Raw genomic sequence first — 21,338 nt, 5'->3', positions numbered from 1 at the left:
GGAGAGACAAGGTGTGTCGCTGATGGGTATGGCGTGTCGTGATTAATGAAAATCGGAGGGCGGGATTTTCATGGCTTCCTGGCCACCACAAAGTCCCTGTGGGAGCTGGCTTGCCAGCGATGACGGCGCCACGTTCAACATGGGTGGCGACTGATCCACCGCTATCGCTGGCAAGCCAGCTCCCACAGGAATTACATTTTTTCAGACAGAACGCGGTCACCTGTGGGAGCGAGCCTGCTCGCGAATGGCTTCACTCGGTGCGCGCTGGACTCACACCATTTCGTTACGAATCCATTCAACCACCGACGTGCGCTTCGGCGTCCAGCCCAGCAGTTCGCGGGCGTGTTTGCCGCGTACGCGGCTGTTGGAACCGAGGCCGTAGTTGGCCATTTCGTAGCCCCATTCGGCTTCGGCGTCAGGCAATGGCCAGTCTTGCGGTTTGCCCAGATCGAGGGCTTCGGCCATGGCGGTGGTCATGTCGATGAACGAGGCTTCACCGCTTTCAACGAAGTAGAAAGTGCCCGGCACATTCCTGGTCAGCGCCAGCCGATACAAGGCGACGACGTCTTCGATGTGCACGTTGGACCAGATGTTCTGGCCGCTGCCAACGTGGCGCACAACGCCGCTCTTGCGCGCCTGCTTGAGCAGTCGCGGCAATTGCACGCTGTCGCGTTTGACGCCCAGGCTGTGGCCGTAAATCAAGGTGTTGCAGATCACCGCCGAGTTCACTCCATCCTTCGCCGCCGCGAGCACCAGGTTGTCGATGGCTACGCGATCGGCCTTATCGACAGTCGGTTGCGGCAGGTGGTCTTCGTAATAAATGACATCGCTGGATTTGCCGCCGGAGGCATCGCCAACGATGCTCGAACCGCTGGTGTGCAGAAAGACTTTATTAGAACCGCGCAAAGCGTCGAGCAACGCTTCAACCGCACCGCGATGATCGCTACTGGCAGCGTTGATCACCGCATCGGCGGCACGCGCCTGTTGCGCCAGCAATTGGCTGTCATCGAGGGTGCCGATTACCGCGTTCATGCCTAATGCTTTCAGCTCATCAGCCTGCTCCGCGCTGCGCACCAGGCCGGTGACGTTGTGCCCGGCCTGCACCAGACCGGTTGCGATGGACCCACCGATAAAACCGGCCGCGCCGGTGACAAATACGTTCATGGAGAAACTCCCTGCGTGAATAAGTGATGCAGCGAGTATCGGCCGATGAAACCCGGCGAAAAACCCGCCCTCGGCCAATTCACTCTTGCGCAGGGATCACGAATCAGTCTTTGAATTCGGCGCTGGCGTAGGCGGCGAGTTTGCCCTGGATAAAGTCGAGGAAGCACTGGATGCGCAACGCCAGTTGCGAGTTGCGGTAGTACACGGCGTTGATCGGCTGGCGGTAGCCGCTGTTGAATTCGCCGAGCAGGACTTTCAGGCGTCCGGCGCGGATGTCGTCGATGGTCATGAAATGCGACAGACAGGCAATGCCCTGCCCTTCCAGTGCCAAATGGCGCACGGTCTCACCACTGGAGGCGCTGATTGCCGGGGTGATCGGCCAACGGTCGCCGTGCACATAGCGCAGCGGCCACTGGTTGAGGCCTTCGTTCTGGGTGAAGCCGAGCAACGTGTGTTCGCTCAAATCCGCCACTTGGCGTGGCGCGCCGTGCTTTTTCAAATAGGCGGGGCTGGCGACGATCATCAACGGACTGCAACCGAGCGAACGCGCATGCAGCGTCGAGTCGGCGAGGGTGCCGATGCGGATGGCGACGTCGGTGCTTTGTTCCAGCAGGTCAATGATCAGGTCGTTGCTGTTGAGTTCGAGCTGAATGTCCGGATAGAGCTGCCGAAATTCGTCGATGTAGGGAACGATGGCGTGGAGCATGAACGGCGAGGCGGCGTTGATGCGCAGGCGTCCGGAGGGAGTTTGCTGGCGCGAAGACAGACGCTCTTCGAGTTGATCCATCTGATCGAGAATCAGCTTGGCCTGTTCGAAGAAATACTTGCCCTCCTCGGTCAGGTCCATGCGTCGCGTGGTGCGGTTGATCAGCGTGGTGTCGAGCTTGGCTTCGAGCTTCGACAGCGTGCGACTGACGGCCGACGGCGTCTGGCCGACCTGCTCGGCGGCGGCGGAAATCGAACCGCACTCGATCACGCAGACGAAAATCTGCAACTCATCGGATCTGGCTTTCACGGGTGTCCTCTTTGGAATCGCCAAGATCGCAACCAATCGCCATGCCCTCTGCAGGAGCTGCCGAAGGCTGCGATCTTTTGCTGTGACCCCGATATTAGCCTGAAAGCCTCAAGCCTTGAGGCCAAACACCTCAGTCAGATGCTGCTCATAACGCGCCACATCGTTTTCGATATTCGGACGCTTCATTACGTCGACGCAGAGGAAGGTCGGCAGCGCGGTCATGCCCAGAAACTCGTTGGCCTTGTGGAACGGGAAGTACACCGCGTCCACGCCTTTGGCTTCGAAGAAATCCGTCGGGTCATCGAAGGCTTGCTGCGGCGCGTTCCAGGTCAGCGACAGCATGTATTGCTTGCCCTGAATCAGACCGCCACTGCCGTACTTCTGCGAGGCATCGGAACGGGTGCGGCCGTCGCTGGCGTAGAGGCTGCCGTGACCTTCGGTGAAGACTTCGTCGAGGTACTTTTTCACCGTCCACGGCGCGCCCATCCACCAGCCCGGCATCTGATAAATGATCACGTCGGCCCAGAGGAATTTCGCCACTTCTTCGGCAACGTCATAGCCCTCGTCGATAAACGTGGTCTTGACGTCGACACCGCCGCGATCCAGCACGCTCAGCGCGGTTTCGTGCAGTGTGGTGTTATAGCGGCCATCGGAATGGGCGAATTTTTTACCGCCATTGAGCAACAGCACTTTCTTCATCGGAAAACCTCGGCGCAGCCTTTGAGGCTGGATTGAATCAAGAATTGGAATGGCCGCAGATTAACCATCGATCTCGCGCGAAAACAGCCACATCGACGCAAAATACATTTGATCAAAACGCACGAATCGATCGCCAATTGTTGCCGTAGCATCGCCGCTTTCTGCTTTTGAGGAAGTTGTGATGAGTGAACGCCAGGGTTTTATCCTGCACGCCAAGACCCACCCGGAAAAAGCCGCCGAGTTCGAAGCGCTGTTCCGCGCTTACGTCGAGCCGAGCCGCGCCGAACCGGGCTGCATCGAGTACCACATGCTGCGCGACAAGGAAGATCCGACGCTGTTTATCTTCTACGAGATCTGGGCCAGCCAGGCGCATCTGGATGTGCACTCGGCGTTGCCGCACATGAAAGCGTTTTTCGCCAGGCGCATGGACTATCTGGAGCGCGATTTCGATATCCGCGCGATCGACATGCTCAGCGAATCGTCGGCTAGCCGCTGATCAGCAAATGGGCGCCGAGCGCGCCCAGTCCGATAAAGAACACCCGCTTGAACAGCACCGCACTGATGCGCTGACGCAGCCACTGACCGAGCCACATGCCAAGCATGGCCGGGATCAGCGCCAGCAGCGAGGCGCTCAATTCGCCACCGCCGAGTGCGTCGTGCCAGAACAGCCCGAGCGCCAGCGCCAGGGTCGAAACCGTGAAGGACAGACCGAGCGCCTGCACCAGCTCATCGCGGCTCAGCCCCAACGCTTGCAGGTACGGCACCGCCGGAATCACGAAGACGCCGGTGGCTGAGGTGATTACGCCGGTGATCAGACCACACAGCGGACCGAGCCACGATTCATGCGCGGATTTGACGTGTAGCGTGGGCAAGAACAATCCGCTCAATGCATACAGCAACAGCGCCGCGCCAAGTCCGCGCACTACCCAATGTCCGCTGGACATGTCGAGCCAGAGGGTGCCGATGCCGGTGCCGAGGAAGATCATCAGCAGCATGGGCCAGAGGCGTTTGATCAATCCTTGCAGATGACCGCCGAAGGCCAGTTGCCAGAGGTTGGTCAGGGTCGCGGGGACGATCAACAAAGCGGCTGCCTGCGCCGGCGCCATAGCCAGACCGAGCAGGCCCATCGCGACAGTGGGCAGGCCGAGGCCGATCACGCCTTTGACCGTGCCGGCGAGGAGGAAGGTGGCGATGACCAGTAGGGACAGGGTCAGGCCGAGGGTTTGGTAGAAGTCGGTCAGTGTGTGCATTGGGGTAATGTGCACTGATCCGGGCTGGGGGAAAATCTGCCATATACTTAGGCAGCCTCTTCCTTTGCAAGAGGCTGATCTTTGCAGTGATGCATCTGGCCTCATCGCTGGCAAGCCAGCTCCCACAGAATCTCGGTTGTTCATCCATTTAGAGATCAACAAGAAACCTGTGGGAGCTGGCTTGCCAGCGAAAGGGCCAGCCCAGACACCATAAAAATCAGAGGCAAACCCCATGCACTTCGACCTCACCGACCTGCGCCTCTACCTGCATATCATCGACACCGGCAACATCACCGCCGGCGCCGCCCGCAGCCACTTGTCCCTCGCCGCCGCCAGCGCCCGAATCCGCGCGATGGAAGCCTCGCTGGGCGCCGAATTCCTCGAACGTGGTCGGCGCGGCGTCACCCCGACGCCGGCCGGTGAAGCCCTCGCTCGCCACGCGCGTATCCTTTTGCAACAGGCCGAACGCATGCAGCAGGATCTGGCCGATTACGCGCAAGGCGTCAAAGGCCAGGTGCGGCTGTTGTGCAACACCACGGCGATCACCGAGTACCTGCCAGAAGTGCTCGCGGACTTTTTGCGCAGCCATCCCAATCTCGACATCGATCTACAGGAACTGCCCAGTGCGCGAATTACCCATGCCTTGCGTGAAGGCGCAGCGGACTTGGGCATCGTCTCCGACGCGGTCGACACCAACGGCCTGCAGACCCAGGCGTTTCGTGATGATCCGCTGGTGCTGATTCTGCCGCTCGATCACCCGTTGTCCGACGCCGCCGCGGTCAGTTTCAGCGACGCGTTGCAGCACGACTTTGTCGGACTCAGCGCCGACAGCGCACTGGCGATTTATCTGGAAGAACAGGCGCTGCACAGCGGCGCACGGATGCAGGTGCGCATTCGCGCCGATGGCTTTGATGGCGCGATGCGTATGGTCGCCCGAGGAGCGGGACTGGCCATCGTGCCCTTGGCCGCTGTCGAACGTACGGCGCTCAAACGGTTCCAGTGCGTGACCCTGAATGAGCCGTGGGCGCGCCGCGCGTTATTGCTCTGCGCGAAAGACTTCGCCGCGCTGCCGGGTTATGCCCAAGCGCTGTTACAAGCACTTATTGCTGCGCGCGTTTCTGAGCACTCCGATGTCGACCCCAGACAACTGAGCGGCGACCGGCCGCTATAGGGTGCGACTTCAATTCTCAAGTCCACCTGCCCGGAGTCCCCATGACCGCGACCGCCCCTATCACCGTTCTGCGCGACACCCACCCGCTGCCAGTGCTCGACGCCTGCAAATGGGAAAAACTCGAAGGCGACCCGCACACCGTCAACCTCAACGCCTACACCAGCGAAGACGGCAGCAAGATCATGGGCACCTGGATCTGCACACCGGGCAAGTGGCGCGTCGATTATGTGAAATGGGAGTACTGCCATTTCCAGGAAGGCTACTGCGTGATCACCCCGGACGGCATGGCGCCGATCCACCTGCGCGCCGGCGATATCTTCGTCGTTGAGCCGGGCATGAAGGGCACGTGGGAAGTGGTCGAGACCGTGCGCAAATACTTCGTCTTCGCATGATGCAAAAAAGCCGGGAAATCACCCGACGTGATTTCCCGGCAAATATCCCGGCGTTGCTAAAACCTGTGGCGAGGGGATTTATCCCCGCTCGACTGCGCAGCAGTCGCAAACCCTGAGCACTCGGTTTACCTGACACACTCCAGGGGGCTGCTGCGCAACCCAACGGGGATAAATCCCCTCGCCACAAAGGGCTGATCGCGTTACTGCGGCTTGCGATAGCTGTTGATGATCGCCGAGAAGTCTTTCCCACCGTCACCGCGCTGGCTCATCGCCTGATACAACTGCTGCGCCACCGCGCCGAGCACCACCGGCTGGTGCGCCTGCCGCGCCGCTTCAGTCGCCAGCCCAAGATCCTTCAGCATGAGTTCCGCGCCGAAACCACCGGTATAACCGCGCGAGGCCGGCGCCGTTTCGACGATGCCCGGCCACGGGTTGTACATCTCCGAACTCCAGCAACGGCCGGTCGAGCTGTTGATGATTCCGGCCAGCACACCGGTGTCGATCCCCAGCGCATCGCCCAACGCCATCGCTTCACTGACGCCGACCATCGAGATTGCCAGCAGCAGGTTGTTGCAGATCTTGGCGATCTGGCCGGTGCCGACTTCACCGCAATGCACAATGTTGCGGCCCATCTGCGCCAGCACCGGTTGCAGGGTGGCGAACAGTTCCGGGGTAGCGCCGACCATGAAGGTCAGCGTTCCGGCCGTCGCACCGCCAGTACCGCCGGAGACCGGCGCATCGGCCATGGCCACGCCGTGTTTGGCGGCGGCCGCCGCTACGTCGCGGGCAGTCTGCGGATCGATGGTGCTGCAATCCACCGCCGGCACGCCTTGGCGAATGCCGGCGAGCACGCCCTCTTCACCCAGCCAGACACTGCGCACATGCACCGCGGCCGGGAGCATGGTGATCACCAGTTCGGCATCTTCCGCCGCCTCGCGGGCCGAAGCGCGGATGGTGCCGCCCAGTTGCTCGAGTTCCGCCAGCACGGTTTTGTTCAGGTCGACCAGGTTCAACGAGTGGCCGGCCTTGATCAGGTTGCGCGCCATCGGCGCGCCCATGTTGCCCAGCCCGATAAATGCGATTTTCATGATCGAATCCTCAGCGCAGGTTGATGGTGGTGTTCACGCCGTCGTTGACGCTGTCGTCGTCGAACCAGCGCGCCGTGACCGTTTTGGTCTGCGTGTAGAACTGCACCACTTGCTTGCCGTACGGGCCGAGGTCGCCGAGTTTCGAACCGCGCGAACCGGTGAAGCTGAAGAACGGTACCGGCACCGGAATCGGAATGTTGATGCCGACCTGACCGACGTCGATTTCCGTCTGGAATTTACGCGCCGCCGCACCGCTCTGGGTGAACAGGCCAGTGCCGTTGCCGAAAGGATTGGCGTTGACCAGCGCAATCGCCTGGTCGAGGGTGTCGACTTCCAGCACCACCAGCACCGGGCCGAAGATTTCCTGGGTGTAAATCTGCATGTCGGTGGTCACACCGGAGAACAGGGTCGGGCCGACAAAATTGCCTTGTTCATAACCCGGCACGCTGATGTCACGACCATCGAGTTCAAGCTTGGCGCCTTCCTTGATGCCGCTTTCGATCAGTTCGAGGATCCGCGCCTTGGCTTTTTTCGAAATCACCGGGCCGACATCGGTACCCGGCTCGCTGCCGGCGTTGACCTTGAGTTTCTGCGCCAGCGCTTTCAGGTCTGGCAGCCACTGTTTTGCGGCACCGACCAGCACCACCACCGACGTGGCCATGCAGCGTTGCCCGGCGGCACCGAAACCGGCACCGACCAAAGCATTCAGCGCTTGCTCGCGATTGGCGTCCGGCAGCACCACGGCGTGGTTTTTTGCGCCCATCATCGACTGCACGCGCTTGCCGTGTTTGCCGGCCAGGTCATAAACGTGGGTGCCGACAGCGGTCGAACCGACGAACGACACGGCTTTGATGTCCTTGTGCGTGCACAGACCATCGACCACATCCTTGCCGCCGTGCACGACGGTGAGCACGCCCGCCGGAACGCCAGCCTCAATGGCCAGTTCCACCAGCAGCATGGTCGACAGCGGGTCCTGTTCCGAAGGCTTGAGCACGAAGGTGTTGCCGCAGGCGATCGCCATCGGGAACATCCACAGCGGAATCATCGCCGGGAAGTTGAACGGCGTGATGCCGGCGCAGACGCCGATCGGCTGGCGCAGGGTGTAAGTGTCGACGCCGCCAGCCACGTTCTCGGCGAACTCGCCCATTTGCAGGGTGCCGATCGAGCACGCGTGCTCGACCACTTCCAGGCCACGGAAAATATCGCCCTCGGCGTCAGCAATGGTCTTGCCCTGTTCGGCGCTCAGGACGACGGCGATGCGCTTGGAGTGCTCGCGGATCAGCGCTTGCAACTTGAGCATGATGCGCATCCGCGCGCCGATCGGGGTCAATTTCCAGGTCTGGAACGCGCGCTGGGCGGCGCTGACAGCGGCATCGACCTCAGCGGCGGTGGCGAACGGAACCTTGGCCAGCACTTGCTGGGTGGCCGGGTTGACGATGTCGTGCCACTCGGTGGTCTGCGACTCGACCCACTCGCCGTCGATCAGCAGTTTGACCTTTTGCAGCGTGGTGTCGTTGGGCGTAAGCGATGCGTTCATGCTGGTCTCCAGAACTTGTTTTTATCGTAGGAGCCAAGGCGAAAGGTTCGCCTTGAGATGAGGCGTGTGTCGCGAATTGGTTGTCGGACTGTTTTTGGAGTATAGATGTGCAAACTTCTAATAAGAACGCACATATAAGCCCGACCATCATGCAAAAAAACATCACCTCGCTAGGCTCGCTGAACTGGGACGACCTGAAGTTTTTCCTTGAAGTCGCCCGCACCCGCAAGGCCAGCACCGCCGCCAAACGCCTGGCCGTGGACTACACCACGGTGTCGCGACGGATCAGTTCGCTGGAAGCTGCGCTCGGCACATTACTGTTCGAGAAATCCCGCACCAGCGGCTTCGTCCTGACCACTGAAGGCCAGCGCTTGCTCGGTTATGCCGAGTCGATCGAAAGCACATTGCACATGGCTTGCGAGCAGGTTTCGGGCTCGGGCGTGGCCCTCTCCGGGCACGTGCGCATGGGCTGCACCGAAGGCTTCGGCAGTTTTTTCATCACCCCGCAACTGAGCCATTTCGTCGACGCCTACCCGGCGATCTCGGTGGACATCCTGCCGCTGCCGCACTTCATCAGCCTGTCCAAGCGCGAGGCCGACATCGTCATTGCCCTCGAGCGGCCGGAGCACGGGCCGTACGTCTGCTGCAAACTCTGCGACTACCGTTTGCAGCTGTACGCAACCCAGGACTATCTGGACAAACACCCACCGATCCGCCGCCCGGCCGATTTGAGCAAGCATCAATTCATCAGTTATGTGGATGATCTGGCGTTCAGCTCGGAGCTGCTCTACCTGGCCAACGTGCTGCCCGGCGCCAGCGCAAACTTGCGCAGCACCAGCGTGATCGCGCAATACGTCGCCGCACAGCAGGGGCGCTCGCTGGCGATCCTGCCGTGCTTTCTCGCCGCACAAGACCCGCGATTGCTGCCGGTGCTGCCGGAAGAAATCAACATCACCCGGCAGTTCTGGATGTACTGCCGGGAGGATCTGAGGAAGCTGAAGCGGATTACGTTGTTGTGGGATTACATCCGTGAGGTGACTGAACGCAATCAGGCGTTGTTGATGGGTGAAACGCGGGAGATGCGCTTTGCCGATTAGTCGGCGCTGACCACAATCGACACCCGGCGATTTTCCGTGCGCCCCGCTGCGGTGTCGTTGGAAGCCACCGGTTCGCTGCTGCCCAGGCCTTGCAGCTGGATGTTTTCCTGCTTCATGCCGACCGTGCCGAGGACGTTGCCGACGCTCTTGGCCCGGCGCAGCGACAGTTGCTGATTGTAGGTTTCCTTGCCCGACGCATCGGTGTGGCCATCGACGCGCACCCGCTCGATTCCCACGCCGAGCAACGCCTTGCCGATGCGTTCGACGATTTCCGTGCTGGCTGCGTTCAGGCTTTCAACGTCGCTGCCAAAAAGCACTTTGCCCGACAGGCCGAATTCCCAGCCGTCGTCGGTCAACTCGAAACCCTGCTGTTTGAGCACGGCGACCTGCGCCGGTGTCAGGCCTTTCTGCGGGGCGGTCTGGCAACCGCTCAGGGTCAGCGCGGTAATCATCAGCAATGCGGAAAAAAGTCGAACGGGAAGAGTGAACACGGACATCAGCTCCTGGTATGAACGGAATCGACCGGGCGCTCCGACCCGGCGGTGAATTGCGCGCCACGCGACAGGCGCTTGGCCTGGTACATCGCCGCGTCGGCTGCGTTGAGTAAAGTCCCAGGCGTAGCGCCATGATCGGGGTAGACGGCGATGCCGATACTCAGCGAGGTCATCACACTGCTGTCGCCGGGCAGGGTGATCGGCATGTCCATGCTGGCGAGAATCTTGTCAGCGATGTGCTCAGCGTCTTCGACCGTGTGCAGTGGCGCAAGCAGCACGGCGAACTCGTCGCCACCCAGCCGCGCGACCAGATCATCCTCGCGCAATTGCGCTCGCACGCGATTGGCGATGGCCACCAGCACTGCGTCGCCCGAGGCGTGGCCGAAGTTATCGTTGATGCCTTTGAAGCGGTCGCTGTCGAGAAACAGCACGGCGACCCGCTCATCGTGTTTTTTGCCGTTGCGCAAGGCGCGCATCAAGCGGCCTTCGAAAAACGCGCGGTTGGGCAAACCGGTGAGGCTGTCGTGGGTCGCTTGGTGAGCGAGAGTTTCGTTTTCGTTTTGCAGATGGGTTTGCCACGACTCGAGTTCGCCGAGCAAGGCATTGAAGTCATTGCCCAGATTATCCAGTTCAGCGATTTGCGCCGGCGGCACGCGCCGATCCAGCGCTCGCTCACTGCGCGCGGCGTGGGCGACGGAGGCGAGGCTGTGCAATGGGCCAATGATTGCGCGCAGCTGCCGCCGCGCCAGATAGAGCGCGACCCAGGCGCTGATCGCGGTGCAGAGCACAATCCCGGCCAGGCCGCTGAGCAGGAAGCGCATCAGGCTGCCGCCGTGACCGATGAGCAGGACGCGACCGATTTCGCGGTCCTGATGCTCGATCGGCAGGCTGACCGGTTTTTCCAGAAGAGCGCGGGTGATCTGCATTTCCAGCTCGGAGAACAAGCCGGTCTCGACGCGCTGCCATTGCGCAATCAATTGGCCTTGCGCGTCGAGCACTCGGGCATCCGCTACTTCCTCGGTGGCGGCGATGATCGCCAGCGCCTCGGTTGCCGCCGCTTTGTCATTGAACACGACGGCCGCTTCGACGGTGTAGCTGATCGAACGGGCGATCAAATGCAGGTTGTGATCGGCATACACCCGCAGCGCGAGCACGCCCAGCAAGGTCAGCGAAACACTGGCCATCGCTACCGCCACCAGCGCGACAATCAAATGCCCACGGCCAATGACCGAGCCCAGGGTCGGGCGAGCCTTCCAACTGAACAGCTTCATGGCGCCGCCGCTTTGCGACGGGACAACTGCAACACGCTGGGGTGAATGCGCACACCACTGCGAGCCACGGAGTCGAGATTGACCTCGAACGACACTTGTTCATCGCCGACGCGCAGGCAGAACAGACTGCCGACGGTGCATTGATCGTCGGCTTCACTGATGCTCAGCACTGGATGCCCGATCAACGATGCGAACAGGCGACTGCGTTCGTCGGCGGTCAGCTTGCCGATGTACACCGCATCGCATTCGCTGACGATGGCCGGGTTGTCTGCCAGCAGGCGCCGCACAGCCACCGGTCGCCCCGTGGCTTGGGTGGTGCCTTTGACCAGGTCATCGGTGTATTCGGTGGGGCCGACGATGCACAGACGCAATTGCGCTGGTTCCACCGGCCAGCGTGCATAACTGAGGATGCCAAGAACCACTTGTGTGACCGCTTTGGCCCGTTGCTCGGCCGGCCCGGTTTGCGCTTGGGCGATGGCGCTGCCCGTGAACAACCAGAGCAAAACGATCAGCAATGCGTGCTGGCAGGCCACCACACGCTGTGTCGCCCAGACGGCCACCTTCATGGAGGGATTCTCTTGGAGCGTAACGAAATGATGCCGCAACGATAGCACAGCGCCAGGACACCAGCGAGGCGCCTGCCTCTGACCGGTTGGTCAGTACTCGTTGTCGGTCATTCAGCGCTTCATACCGGAGGCTCGGTGCCCTCTTCCAGTTCCAGCATCAGCCCGCTCAGACGCTTGACCTTGCGCAGCACCGCCTCTTCAAACACGCCGGCACGCGGCTCGATCAAGGTGAACCAGTGCCGGGCGCGAGTGATTCCGGTGTAGATCAGTTCTTTGGTCAGCACGGGGTTCAACGCATCCGGCAGGATCAGCGCCGTGTGGGCGAACTCCGAACCCTGGGACTTGTGCACCGTCATGGCGTACACGGTTTCGACATCATTGAGTCGACTCGGCAACACGAAGCGCACGCCGCCCTGACCATCGTTACGCGGGAAGGCCACGCGCAGAACCGTTTTGCCGATTTCTGCGCCTTCACGCTCGGGCAGTTTCAGGGCGATACCGATGTCACCGTTCATCAGGCCCAGACCATAGTCGTTGCGTGTCATCAGCACCGGCCGACCTTCATACCACTGCTGATCGCTCTCGATCAGACGCGCCTTGAGCAATGCAGCGGTGATGCGCTGGTTCAGACCTTCAACGCCCCATGGCCCTTTGCGCACGGCGCACAGCAACTGGAACGTGTCGAACGCCTGCAAGACTTCGCGCGCCCAATCGATCCAGTCCGCATGCTCAAGTGGCCGCGTTGACGGTGGACGCTGATCGCGCAATACGCTCAGGTAATGGCGGTAACCTTGCGGGCCGTTGCCGTGACCTTCGAGCAACAGGCGTTCGAGCTTGTGATCATGTTCGCCTTTGAGCGGTAGCGAATACACGTCGTCGTAGCCGCCGGCCGCGAGCAACTGTCGCGCCTCGTCGGCCAATTGCTGATTGACCCGGCGCGCGAGCTGACCGATACCGCTGCCCTCGCCGAAGCGGCGCGAGTGACGCAGCATCACCACTTGCTGCGCCAGCGGGTGGGTGCCGTCGCGATCTTCATGCAAACCGCTGCCCTGCAACGACTCGCCACTGACAGACTCCAGCCATTGTCGCGTTTGCGGGCTGTACCAACCGCCCTCGGCGTCACGGCACAGATCGCCCAACACCGCACCGGCCTCGACCGAGGCCAACTGATCCTTGTCGCCCAACAGTACCAGCCGCGCATGGGCCGGCATGGCGTCGAGCAAGTTGGCCATCATTTCCAGGTCGATCATCGAAGCTTCGTCGACCACCAGCACATCCAGCGGCAGGCGGTTGCCGGCATGGTGACGGAAATGCCGGGTGCCCGGTCGACTGCCGAGCAGACGGTGCACGGTGGTCACATCGCTGGGGATCGCCGCGCGCACCGCTTCGGCGACTTGCAGTGATTGCACTTGCTGACTGATCGACTCGGTCAAACGCGCAGCGGCCTTGCCGGTCGGTGCCGCCAGACGAATGCGCAGCGGATGGCCAGCCTCGACGGCCGGTGCCTGCAGCAATGCGAGCAAGCGCACCACCGTGGTGGTTTTCCCGGTGCCCGGGCCGCCAGTGATGATGCTGAAGGCGCTGCGCGTAGCGATGGCGCAGGCGAGTTTTTGCCAATCGATGACAGCTGCGGATTCCGCGCCGCCGAACAATTCGTTCAGACGCTGCGGCAGATCATCCGGCGTCGGCTCCTGCTGCATCAAGCGTTGCCGCAACGCTGCATCGATGCGGCGTTCGTAGGTCCAGTAGCGGCGCAGGTACAGGCGTTTCGAGGACAGCACCAGCGGACGTGTCTGCGCTGTTTCACTCGGGTCAGCGGCCAGGGCCACCAATGGACTGCTTGCCAGCACTTTGCACCAATGAGCTCCATCGAGCGTTTCGAGCAATTGCGAGGGCAGCAACAACACACCGGCCTGCACATCGCCTTCGGGCGGCAATGACAGTGCAAAATCCGGCGCCTTGAGGGTTTCAAACAGGTCCAGACACACATGACCATGGCCGAGTTGGTGACTGGTCAACGCCGCCGCGAGCAACACCAGCGGATCGGTCTCGGGCTCGAGTTCATGCAGGAAAGCGACAAAGGCGCGGTCCAGCGCGCGCAGCCAGCCGCGCTCGACCCAACGGCTCAGCAACAACAGCAAATCATCGGCGCGGGTCAGCGGCGAGAGTTTCGACAGGCTGTCCGCTTCCAGCGGCGTCGGCAGCAGATCGGCGAATGTGCGGCTCATAGCAGGACTCCCTGTTCCCAGGCGGGTTCGGACTTGGGTTCGGGTTTGCCCTGGAACATCCGGTCGAGGCGTTCGATCAATTCCCGTGGCGGACGCACGAAGTACGCGCCGCGACTATCCGCACGCGTACCGCGTAGAAACAGATACAGCGCCCCGCCGATGTGACGGTCGTAATCGTAATCCGCCAGCCGCGCCTTCAACTGGCGATGCAGTGCCAGCAGATACAGCACGTATTGCAGGTCATAACGGTTGTCGAGGATCGACTGCTCCATCGCCTGCACCGTGTAGGCCTGATCATCCACGCCGAGCCAATTGGATTTGTAATCGGCGACGTAGTAACGGCCAGCGTGCTCGAAGGTCAGGTCGATAAAGCCCTTGAACATGCCGTTGAGCTGAACCGGTTCTGCCGCAACACGAGCGACGCCATTGTGGGTGTGCTGGCGCACCTGTTCGTCGAGCTTGAGCACGTCGACTTTGTGGCTGGCAAACCAGAACTCCATCTCGACGCGGTATTGCTTCAACTGCTCAAGAACCACCGGCGGTTGCCCGCCAGCGATCGGCAACGGTGACTTGAGCAAATGCTGCAGCCAGTCAGTCAGCGTGGTGATCCAGCCTTGCCAGCCGCGCAGGTTGCAACGCCGGGCAATTGCATCTTCCAGCGCTTCGCGGGTAACCGAAAAACCTTCAGCGCCCGCCCATTCGAGCAAGCCATGCAAAAATGTGCCGGGATTCGGTCCGCGAGGAAAACGGTGGATATCGGCGCCACCGCTGATGATTTCGCGGGGTGCGTCGGGGTCGAGGCGCTCATCGTCGAAGAGCTTTTGCGCCTGCGGACTGTCCGGTGCTTCATCGCTGCCGATGCTCATTATGTCGCTGATGCGCAGGGCGCTGTACGACGCGATCCACCAGTTTTCACTGGCTTTGCGCTTGGGCCGTAGCGTCGCTCGTAGCACTGCTTCATTGCGCGGCGGCTGGTAATGCTCCTCAGTGGGCTGAAGCATTTCGCCGATGCCGATGGCCGGGCAGTCCTGCTGCAGATCCCGCAGCCAGCGGTTCAATTCGCTGGACTCGCCCAAAGCGGCACCGCCACCGAGCAAATAACCCAACGCCGACAGGTGCAGCACCGAGCTGTTGTTATTGCCGCGCTTGAGATCAGTGACGCCCAGCCAACAGGCATGCTGCGCGCGGGTTAACGCGACATACAGAAGACGCAGATCTTCGGCCAGACGCTCATCGTCAGCCAGCGCGATCAACTCGGGGGTCGGCTTGAGGCTGATCTGCGCCTTGCCCGCAACGTCGTGGTAATGCAGCGGCAAACGGCTGCCATCCACCGGTTTCGCCGAGCAAATGAATGGCAGGAACACCAGCGGATATTCCAGACCCTTGGATTTGTGGATGGTCACCACTTTAACCAGTTGCTCGTCGCTTTCCAGACGCAGAATCTGCTCTTCACCGGCCTGACCGGACAGTGCCAGCAGCTCGGCCAGATGGCGGATCAGCGCTTGCTCGCCGTCCAGTTCAGCAGCGGCTTGCTGCATCAGCTCCGACAGGTGCAAAAGGTTGGTCAGCACGCGTTCGCCGTCACTGCGCTGCATCAGGGTTTGCGGCAGGTGGAAGTCGTGAAGCAGGCGGCGCAACATCGGCAACACGCCCTGTTTGCGCCAGAGCTCTCGATAGCCGCGGAACTGCATGACCCGGGCTTCCCAGACCATTTCATCCTGGTTCAGGCGCTCCAGTTCGATCAGCGGCAGGTTCAATGTGGTGCAAGCCAGCGCAGCCTTGAGCGAACGTTCGACATCGGGCTCGGCGCAAGCCTTCAGCCACGCCAGAAGGTCGTGCGCCTCTTGCGCGGCGAACACCGAATCCTTGTCCGAGAGATAAACACTGCGCACCCCTCTGGCGGCGAGTTCGGCGCGTACGGCCTGGGCTTCCTTACCGTCGCGGACGAGGATCGCGATGTCCGAAGGGCGTAAACCTTTGAGGTCGTCTGCTTGAAAGAAACCAGCGCTGCCGGTTTGCCCGCCATTGAGCAGTGCGGTGATTTGACTGGCGCAGGCGGCGGCCATTTGCTGGCGATAAACCGCGCCGGACAACGGCTGATCGCTGGGCAGTAGCCAGACATTGAGTGCCGCGACGTCTTGCCCGGCAATCCGCAGCGTTTCCTTGCGTCCCTGAGACTCGACCGGGAGGAACGGTACCGGGTTCTCGCCATTTCTTTCGCGAAACAAAAACGCGCCGCGTCCCTGCTCTCGGGACTCGGCGCGTTCGAATACTTGATTGACCGCTGTCACCATGCCGTGGCTGGAGCGGAAGTTGGTGCCTAGTGTATGCAAACGGCCGGTAGTGGCCTGACGTGCGCGCAGATAGGTGTAGATGTCGGCACCACGGAAGGCATAGATCGCCTGCTTGGGGTCGCCGATCAGGAACAGGCCGGTGTCAGGGTGATTGTCTTCGATGCGGTAAATGCTCTCGAAGATGCGGTACTGAACCGGGTCGGTGTCCTGGAATTCGTCGATCAGCGCGACCGGGAACTGCTCGCGGATCAGCGTTGCCAGACGCTCGCCGCCCTCCGATTGCAGCGCGGCATCCAGACGCAGCAACATGTCGTCGAACCCCATTTCTGCGCGACGGCGCTTCTCTTCTTCAAAACGCGCGCCGACCCACTTGGCAGCGTGTTGCAGAACAGCAGCATCGGGCGTCGGCAAGGCATCCAGGCTCGACTTGAGTCCGGACATGGCGTCCAGCCCCGGATGACTGGGAGCCTGGCCTTTCCAGGCCTCGGCCATGCCATCGGGTGTCAATCGGGTGAAGCCGGTGCCTATGTCCAGTTGCTCAAGCGACTCGTCTTCGGCCCAGGTCTTGAGTTTCTCGAACCAGGGCTCGAAATAACGCGCCTGCATTTTGCGGCCATCGACGGTTTTGCTGGCGACGCCTTCATGGCAGAGCGCGAGCAGCTCGTCTGCCCAGTCATGCCAAGGCATTTTCAGTTCGACCAACGCCGCTCGCCGCTCCAGCAAACACTCCTCGATCAGCTCCGCAGGCGCCTTGCCTTCATCGGTGTCACGCTCGCTGGCAAACAAGCCACGTACCCGAGGCAACAACGCGGCAGGGCCACCCCAATTGCTGCGCACCCAGTTCAGCGCATCGCCCTGCATCGGGTAGCAGAACAGTCGCCAGTAATCGCGCAACACTTCGCCAAGCAGATCGCTGTGATCGGTTTCCAGGGATTGCGTGAACAGGCTGCCGCTGTCGAACGCGTGCTCGCGCAGCATGCGCTGACACCAGCTGTGAATGGTCGAGACGGCGGCTTCGTCCATCCACTGCGCGGCGATATCGAGGCGGTTGGCGCAGCCCGGCCATTGCTGCGGATCGAACTGTTCGCGCAGCTCGGCAATCAATCCGTCGGGCGCAGTAATTTCATCGCGGAAGAACCGCGCGGCCTCAGCCAAGCGTGTCCGAATCCGTTCACGCAGCTCTTTGGTAGCAGCGTCGGTAAACGTCACTACGAGGATTTGCGGCGGCAGTAATTCTCGTGCAAAACCGCTTGTCTCGCCGCCATGGCCGAGAATCAGCCGCAGATAAAGTGCCGAAATCGTAAAGGTTTTACCGGTGCCGGCGCTTGCTTCGATCAACTGACTGCCGCGCAGCGGGAAGGCCAGAGCCAACGGTGTTTTGGTACTCATGCGCGCGCACCTTCGCTGGACAAGGAACGCCACGGCGCTTCGAATAATGGGCGGTACAACGCGTCGCACCAGCCGGTGAAGGTTTCGTCTGCCAACAATGCATCGAAGTCGGGATATTGCCGGAGCAGTGCCGGGCTTTCGCGCCGCTCGCCGTTGCTGGTCTGGCCGTCACCGTCATAGGCTTTTCGCGCAGCGGCTTCGGCTTTGACCGGGTCAGTTTGAGACAACCAGGCGAACGCGGTTTTTATCGCAATCGGCAAGGGCTGGCGCATGCCTGATTGCCACGCAAGAAGCAGGTCACCGAGCAAACGCAACGCTCGGTCTCGCTCCATTGGCTCAAGCAACAACGTGTCGTCACTGGCGACCAATGCCGTGGTCAGCGCATGCTCGCTGGCGCAGGCGACCAGATGGGTAACCCACGATTTGGTCAGCCGATGCCACTTGCGAGTTTTGATCGAGCCGATGCTATTGGGAATGGTCGTGACCGACAGCAGGCCGCCATCGGCGCGTTGATGCAGGTTTGCGAGCCAGCCCTCCAGCCGCAAACCCTGCAAGTCGAGACTGACCGGGATTGCACTACTCAATGGCGACGGCCATAACGTCAGCAACTGTTGATAACGCTGCAGAAGATCCGGCAGCGGTTCGATCAGTTCACGCTGTAGGCATTCGCCAAAACCGGCCATAGGCAGCAGACCACTGTTTTGCAGGCGCAGCGCCCGGGCTTGCAGCGCCTGATCGATATTGTCCGGCTGGCTGAGTGCGGCTTCCAGCAAACTGTCGCTTAGCGTGTAGCGCTGTAGGGCGTCCAGCACGAAAGGTTCTTCATCTGCCAACGGCGCTTGCGCCGCCTCGAAATAGACCTTGAGACGCTGGGTGAAAAAATGCCGAACCGGATTACGCAGAAAATCCTGCAGCAATGCCAGCGTCAACGGTTCCTCTTGAACATATGGCGCGAGTAACGGCGCTTCGCTTTGCTGCGCTTTCTCTTGATGTAACACCTGCCACTCGCTGGCGTAGCTGAACAGTTGCTCGCCTTCGTGGAAATAGCGGGCACTGAAAGGTTGCAGGGGGTGTTCTTCGGTCAGCGCTTCCAATAGATCCTGGGTAGGGTCGATTGAACGCCAGCCGCTGGCGAGGTGATCGCGCAACTGGCCGATGAGCACCGAGGCGGGTCGTTCGCTGTTGTCACGGATGCTGCGGCCAACCCAACTGATGTAGAGCTGAGAGCGCGCGGACAACAGCGCTTCAAGTAACAGATAGCGGTCGTCCTCACGTCGTGAGCGGTCGCCAGGCCGGTAATCGCTGCCCATCAGATCGAAGTCCAGCGGTGGCTGGGCGCGCGGATAATCGCCGTCGTTCATGCCCAGCAGACATACCAGTTTGAAAGGAATGGCACGCATCGGCATCAAGGTGCAGAAATTCACCGCACCTGCGAGGAATCGTTGTGACAAACGGCCCTGATCGAGCCCGGCGAGCCAGGCTTCGCGCACGACAGTCAGCGGCAGTTCGTCAGTCAGGCCGACCGCCTCGCAGGTTTCCAGCCAGGTCTCGCGAAGCTCTTCCAGCTGGGTCAGCAGGTAGTCGTCGTGCTCGTTGCTCGCCTGAAAGAACACTTGCATCAGCGCCTGCAAGCGCAGCCCCCACTCTTTCGGTTGAGCCGGTTGCGTGAGTTGCTGATGAGCGATTTCCAAGGCATCCAGCAGCGCCACCAATGGCCCGATCAGGGCAGCGTCAAGTCCACCAATTTCGTCGTAAGGCTCGATACCTGCACATGCATCGGCACTGCCGACGGCGTAGCCCAGCAGCATTCGGCGTAGACCGAAATGCCAGCTGTTCTGCTCCAGTTCCTCAGGCAATCCGAGACCGGCCCGTTGCTCCGCGCTCATGCCCCAACGCACGCCGGCACCCTCGATCCAGCGGTGCAGGGTTGGCAGGTCACGTTCCTCTACGCCAAAGCGAGCACGCAGAGCTGGAACATCGAGCAGGTCGAGAATCTCGCTGACCGGGAAACGGCTGTCCGGCAGCTTGAGCAGGTGCTCGACGGCGATCAGTAATGGATCACGTCCTCGCTGGCCCTGGTCCGCCAAAGTGAACGGAATGAAGCGCGGGTCAAATCGATCGAGCTGACCGAAAACCGCGCGGATATGCGGGGCATAGCTGTCGATATCCGGGACCATCACGATCACGTCCCGTGGGCGTAGAGCCGGGTCGGCGCTGAAACGCGCCAGCAGTTGATCGTGCAGGATTTCGACTTCGCGCTGGGCACTGTGGGCGATGTGGAAACGTATTGAATGGTCTTGGGTTGCATCAACCGCAGGCCAGAGTTCGCGTGTCTCGTTGAGGGGACGTAACTCCAGAATGTCATCCTGAAGCTGGTTAAGCATGTTGTGCGGCTGGGCTTCGCTGAACAGGTCGATGCGGCCGTCACGAAAGGCTGCGCGGTAGCTGTTGGGATCGTCGTAGCTGTCGAGCAGGTTGATATAGTCGCGACCTTGTTTGCCCCAAGCGGCCAGCAAAGGATGTGCATGCTGATGCAGGGTCTCGGCATCAAGGACCACTGGCATCCCGCTTTTGCGTTGTTGCCGCTTGTATTGATGTCGCAGCAGGTCCTTGTCGGCGACGATATCGGCCCAGTGATGGCGACAGGGGTTGTGTACGCAAAGCAGAACCTGACTGAAGCGCGCCAGACCGGCGAGCGCTTCAAGAACTTGTGCGGGCAATGAAGAAATGCCAAAGACGATCACGCGCGGCGGCAGCGCAGCCGGGGCCTTGTCGAGTATGTTGATGCGCTCCATGAAACGTTGATGCACGCCGGCACGACTCTGCGCCATGCCTTGTTCGCCGACGTCATCCAGCAGCGCTCGCCACAACTCTGCCTGCCAGCAACTGGTCGCTGGCAGAGGCTTGATTTCACCTCGCACATTGCGCAGTTGATGACGCCCCTCAGCCCAATCTTCCAGCCAGTCAGCCCGGTAGACCTGATATTGGTCGAACAGATCGGCTAGACGCTCTGACAACTGATAGCGCTTGCGCAGATCGCTGTCGTGAGTGAGGAAGCGTTGCAGCGGCTCGAAATGGGGGCGATCGATTACCTGTGGCAAGAGGCGCATCAGACGCCAGGTCAGCGGAGCTTTATCGAGCAGGGATTTCGCCGGAATTTCTTCTCGTCCCAATACCATGCGATACAGCTGCCACATGAAACTGCCGGGTAGTTGAACGTCAATCGCCGCAGCGATCCCGCAACCGCCAAGGTCATCGTCTTCAGGATCTTCGGCCAATGCGAGTTTGAGCCATTGGGCGATGCCGTTGCTTTGCACCAAAGCGATTTCGTTTTCCAAGGGTGCCAGTGGGTAGCGCCGCATGATGCTGACCACAAGACTGCGCAGCTCATCGAGACTGTTGCTCTGAACCACCATGAATGCAGCGTTGAGGGACTGGGCGTCCGACATATGGATTCCTTGGAAAATCGCTAAAGCCGAGGCAGAACCTTAGCATTGTCGGCCGGCTGTGACAGCCGGACGAGGTCTGCGAAGCCTGTAAGAACTTTCTCGCAGGCAAAACAAAACCCCAACTGCTTTCGCAATTGGGGTTTCGGAATTTAATCTTGACGATGACCTACTCTCACATGGGGAAACCCCACACTACCATCGGCGATGCATCGTTTCACTGCTGAGTTCGGGATG

16 protein-coding genes are annotated in these 21,338 nt (G+C 61.0%); 4 read left to right on the top strand and 12 right to left on the bottom strand.

Features of this window, described 5'->3' with window-relative positions; all coding sequences use genetic code 11:
• Positions 1-270: 270 nt before the first annotated feature.
• The 3 genes from CKW30_RS06145 to CKW30_RS06135 form a co-directional block, all read right to left on the bottom strand.
• On the bottom strand, positions 271-1,164 hold the full coding sequence (locus CKW30_RS06145; RefSeq protein ID WP_095180330.1) for an NAD-dependent epimerase/dehydratase family protein: 894 nt from the start codon (positions 1,162-1,164) through the stop codon (positions 271-273).
• Positions 1,165-1,267: 103 nt separating this feature from the next.
• Positions 1,268-2,179: a LysR family transcriptional regulator gene (locus CKW30_RS06140; RefSeq protein ID WP_095180329.1), complete on the bottom strand. Its 912-nt coding sequence runs from the start codon at positions 2,177-2,179 to the stop codon at positions 1,268-1,270.
• A gap of 108 nt (positions 2,180-2,287) precedes the next feature.
• Positions 2,288-2,878: an NAD(P)H-dependent oxidoreductase gene (locus CKW30_RS06135; protein ID WP_095180328.1), complete on the bottom strand. Its 591-nt coding sequence runs from the start codon at positions 2,876-2,878 to the stop codon at positions 2,288-2,290.
• 181 nt (positions 2,879-3,059) lie between these two features.
• On the opposite strand from CKW30_RS06135, the gene CKW30_RS06130 reads away from it, so the two are divergent.
• Entirely contained in the window at positions 3,060-3,374 is a 315-nt protein-coding gene (locus CKW30_RS06130) for a putative quinol monooxygenase (protein WP_095180327.1), read from the top strand.
• Here CKW30_RS06130 and CKW30_RS06125 read toward each other — a convergent pair.
• Positions 3,364-4,128, bottom strand: a complete 765-nt coding sequence (locus CKW30_RS06125; protein ID WP_095180326.1) for a sulfite exporter TauE/SafE family protein — start codon at positions 4,126-4,128, stop codon at positions 3,364-3,366. The genes CKW30_RS06130 and CKW30_RS06125 overlap by 11 nt on opposite strands.
• A gap of 232 nt (positions 4,129-4,360) precedes the next feature.
• Here CKW30_RS06125 and CKW30_RS06120 point away from each other — a divergent pair, with 232 nt between their 5' ends.
• Positions 4,361-5,299 carry a LysR substrate-binding domain-containing protein gene (locus CKW30_RS06120; RefSeq protein ID WP_095180325.1) on the top strand — a complete coding sequence of 313 codons (939 nt, stop codon included), beginning with the start codon at positions 4,361-4,363 and terminating at the stop codon, positions 5,297-5,299.
• A gap of 41 nt (positions 5,300-5,340) precedes the next feature.
• Positions 5,341-5,691 (top strand): cupin domain-containing protein, encoded by a 351-nt coding sequence (locus CKW30_RS06115; protein ID WP_016770579.1) that lies wholly within the window; start codon positions 5,341-5,343, stop codon positions 5,689-5,691.
• Positions 5,692-5,891: 200 nt separating this feature from the next.
• On the opposite strand, the gene mmsB is transcribed toward CKW30_RS06115, so the two are convergent.
• Complete coding sequence (gene mmsB / locus CKW30_RS06110; protein WP_016770578.1) at positions 5,892-6,779, bottom strand: 3-hydroxyisobutyrate dehydrogenase; 888 nt, start codon at positions 6,777-6,779, stop codon at positions 5,892-5,894.
• 10 nt (positions 6,780-6,789) lie between these two features.
• Complete coding sequence (locus tag CKW30_RS06105) at positions 6,790-8,316, bottom strand: CoA-acylating methylmalonate-semialdehyde dehydrogenase (protein WP_095180324.1); 1,527 nt, start codon at positions 8,314-8,316, stop codon at positions 6,790-6,792.
• Positions 8,317-8,465: 149 nt separating this feature from the next.
• Here CKW30_RS06105 and CKW30_RS06100 point away from each other — a divergent pair, with 149 nt between their 5' ends.
• Positions 8,466-9,413, top strand: a complete 948-nt coding sequence (locus CKW30_RS06100; protein WP_073473905.1) for a LysR family transcriptional regulator — start codon at positions 8,466-8,468, stop codon at positions 9,411-9,413.
• Here CKW30_RS06100 and CKW30_RS06095 read toward each other — a convergent pair.
• From CKW30_RS06095 to recC, 6 genes are all read right to left on the bottom strand, one after another.
• Positions 9,410-9,910, bottom strand: a complete 501-nt coding sequence (locus tag CKW30_RS06095; protein ID WP_177434199.1) for an OmpA family protein — start codon at positions 9,908-9,910, stop codon at positions 9,410-9,412. The genes CKW30_RS06100 and CKW30_RS06095 overlap by 4 nt on opposite strands.
• A complete protein-coding gene (locus CKW30_RS06090) occupies positions 9,910-11,178 on the bottom strand; it encodes a diguanylate cyclase domain-containing protein (protein WP_095180323.1) in 1,269 nt (422 codons plus the stop codon). Before CKW30_RS06090 ends, CKW30_RS06095 begins: the two co-directional genes overlap by 1 nt.
• Positions 11,175-11,744 carry a YfiR family protein gene (locus CKW30_RS06085; RefSeq protein WP_041477864.1) on the bottom strand — a complete coding sequence of 190 codons (570 nt, stop codon included), beginning with the start codon at positions 11,742-11,744 and terminating at the stop codon, positions 11,175-11,177. Before CKW30_RS06085 ends, CKW30_RS06090 begins: the two co-directional genes overlap by 4 nt.
• 119 nt (positions 11,745-11,863) lie before the next feature.
• On the bottom strand, positions 11,864-13,972 hold the full coding sequence (recD, locus tag CKW30_RS06080) for an exodeoxyribonuclease V subunit alpha (protein ID WP_095180322.1): 2,109 nt from the start codon (positions 13,970-13,972) through the stop codon (positions 11,864-11,866).
• Positions 13,969-17,655 (bottom strand): exodeoxyribonuclease V subunit beta, encoded by a 3,687-nt coding sequence (gene recB, locus CKW30_RS06075; protein ID WP_095180321.1) that lies wholly within the window; start codon positions 17,653-17,655, stop codon positions 13,969-13,971. The genes recD and recB overlap by 4 nt, the downstream gene beginning before the upstream one ends.
• Positions 17,652-21,104: an exodeoxyribonuclease V subunit gamma gene (recC, locus tag CKW30_RS06070; protein ID WP_095180320.1), complete on the bottom strand. Its 3,453-nt coding sequence runs from the start codon at positions 21,102-21,104 to the stop codon at positions 17,652-17,654. The genes recB and recC overlap by 4 nt, the downstream gene beginning before the upstream one ends.
• Between the last annotated feature and the right edge of the window lie 234 nt (positions 21,105-21,338).

This window comes from Pseudomonas sp. Irchel 3F6, from assembly GCF_900187595.1.
Taxonomy (GTDB): Bacteria; Pseudomonadota; Gammaproteobacteria; order Pseudomonadales; family Pseudomonadaceae; genus Aquipseudomonas; species Aquipseudomonas siliginis.
Note: the sequence above shows the minus strand (reverse complement) of the source record. Positions and strands in the feature narration are given on the sequence as shown.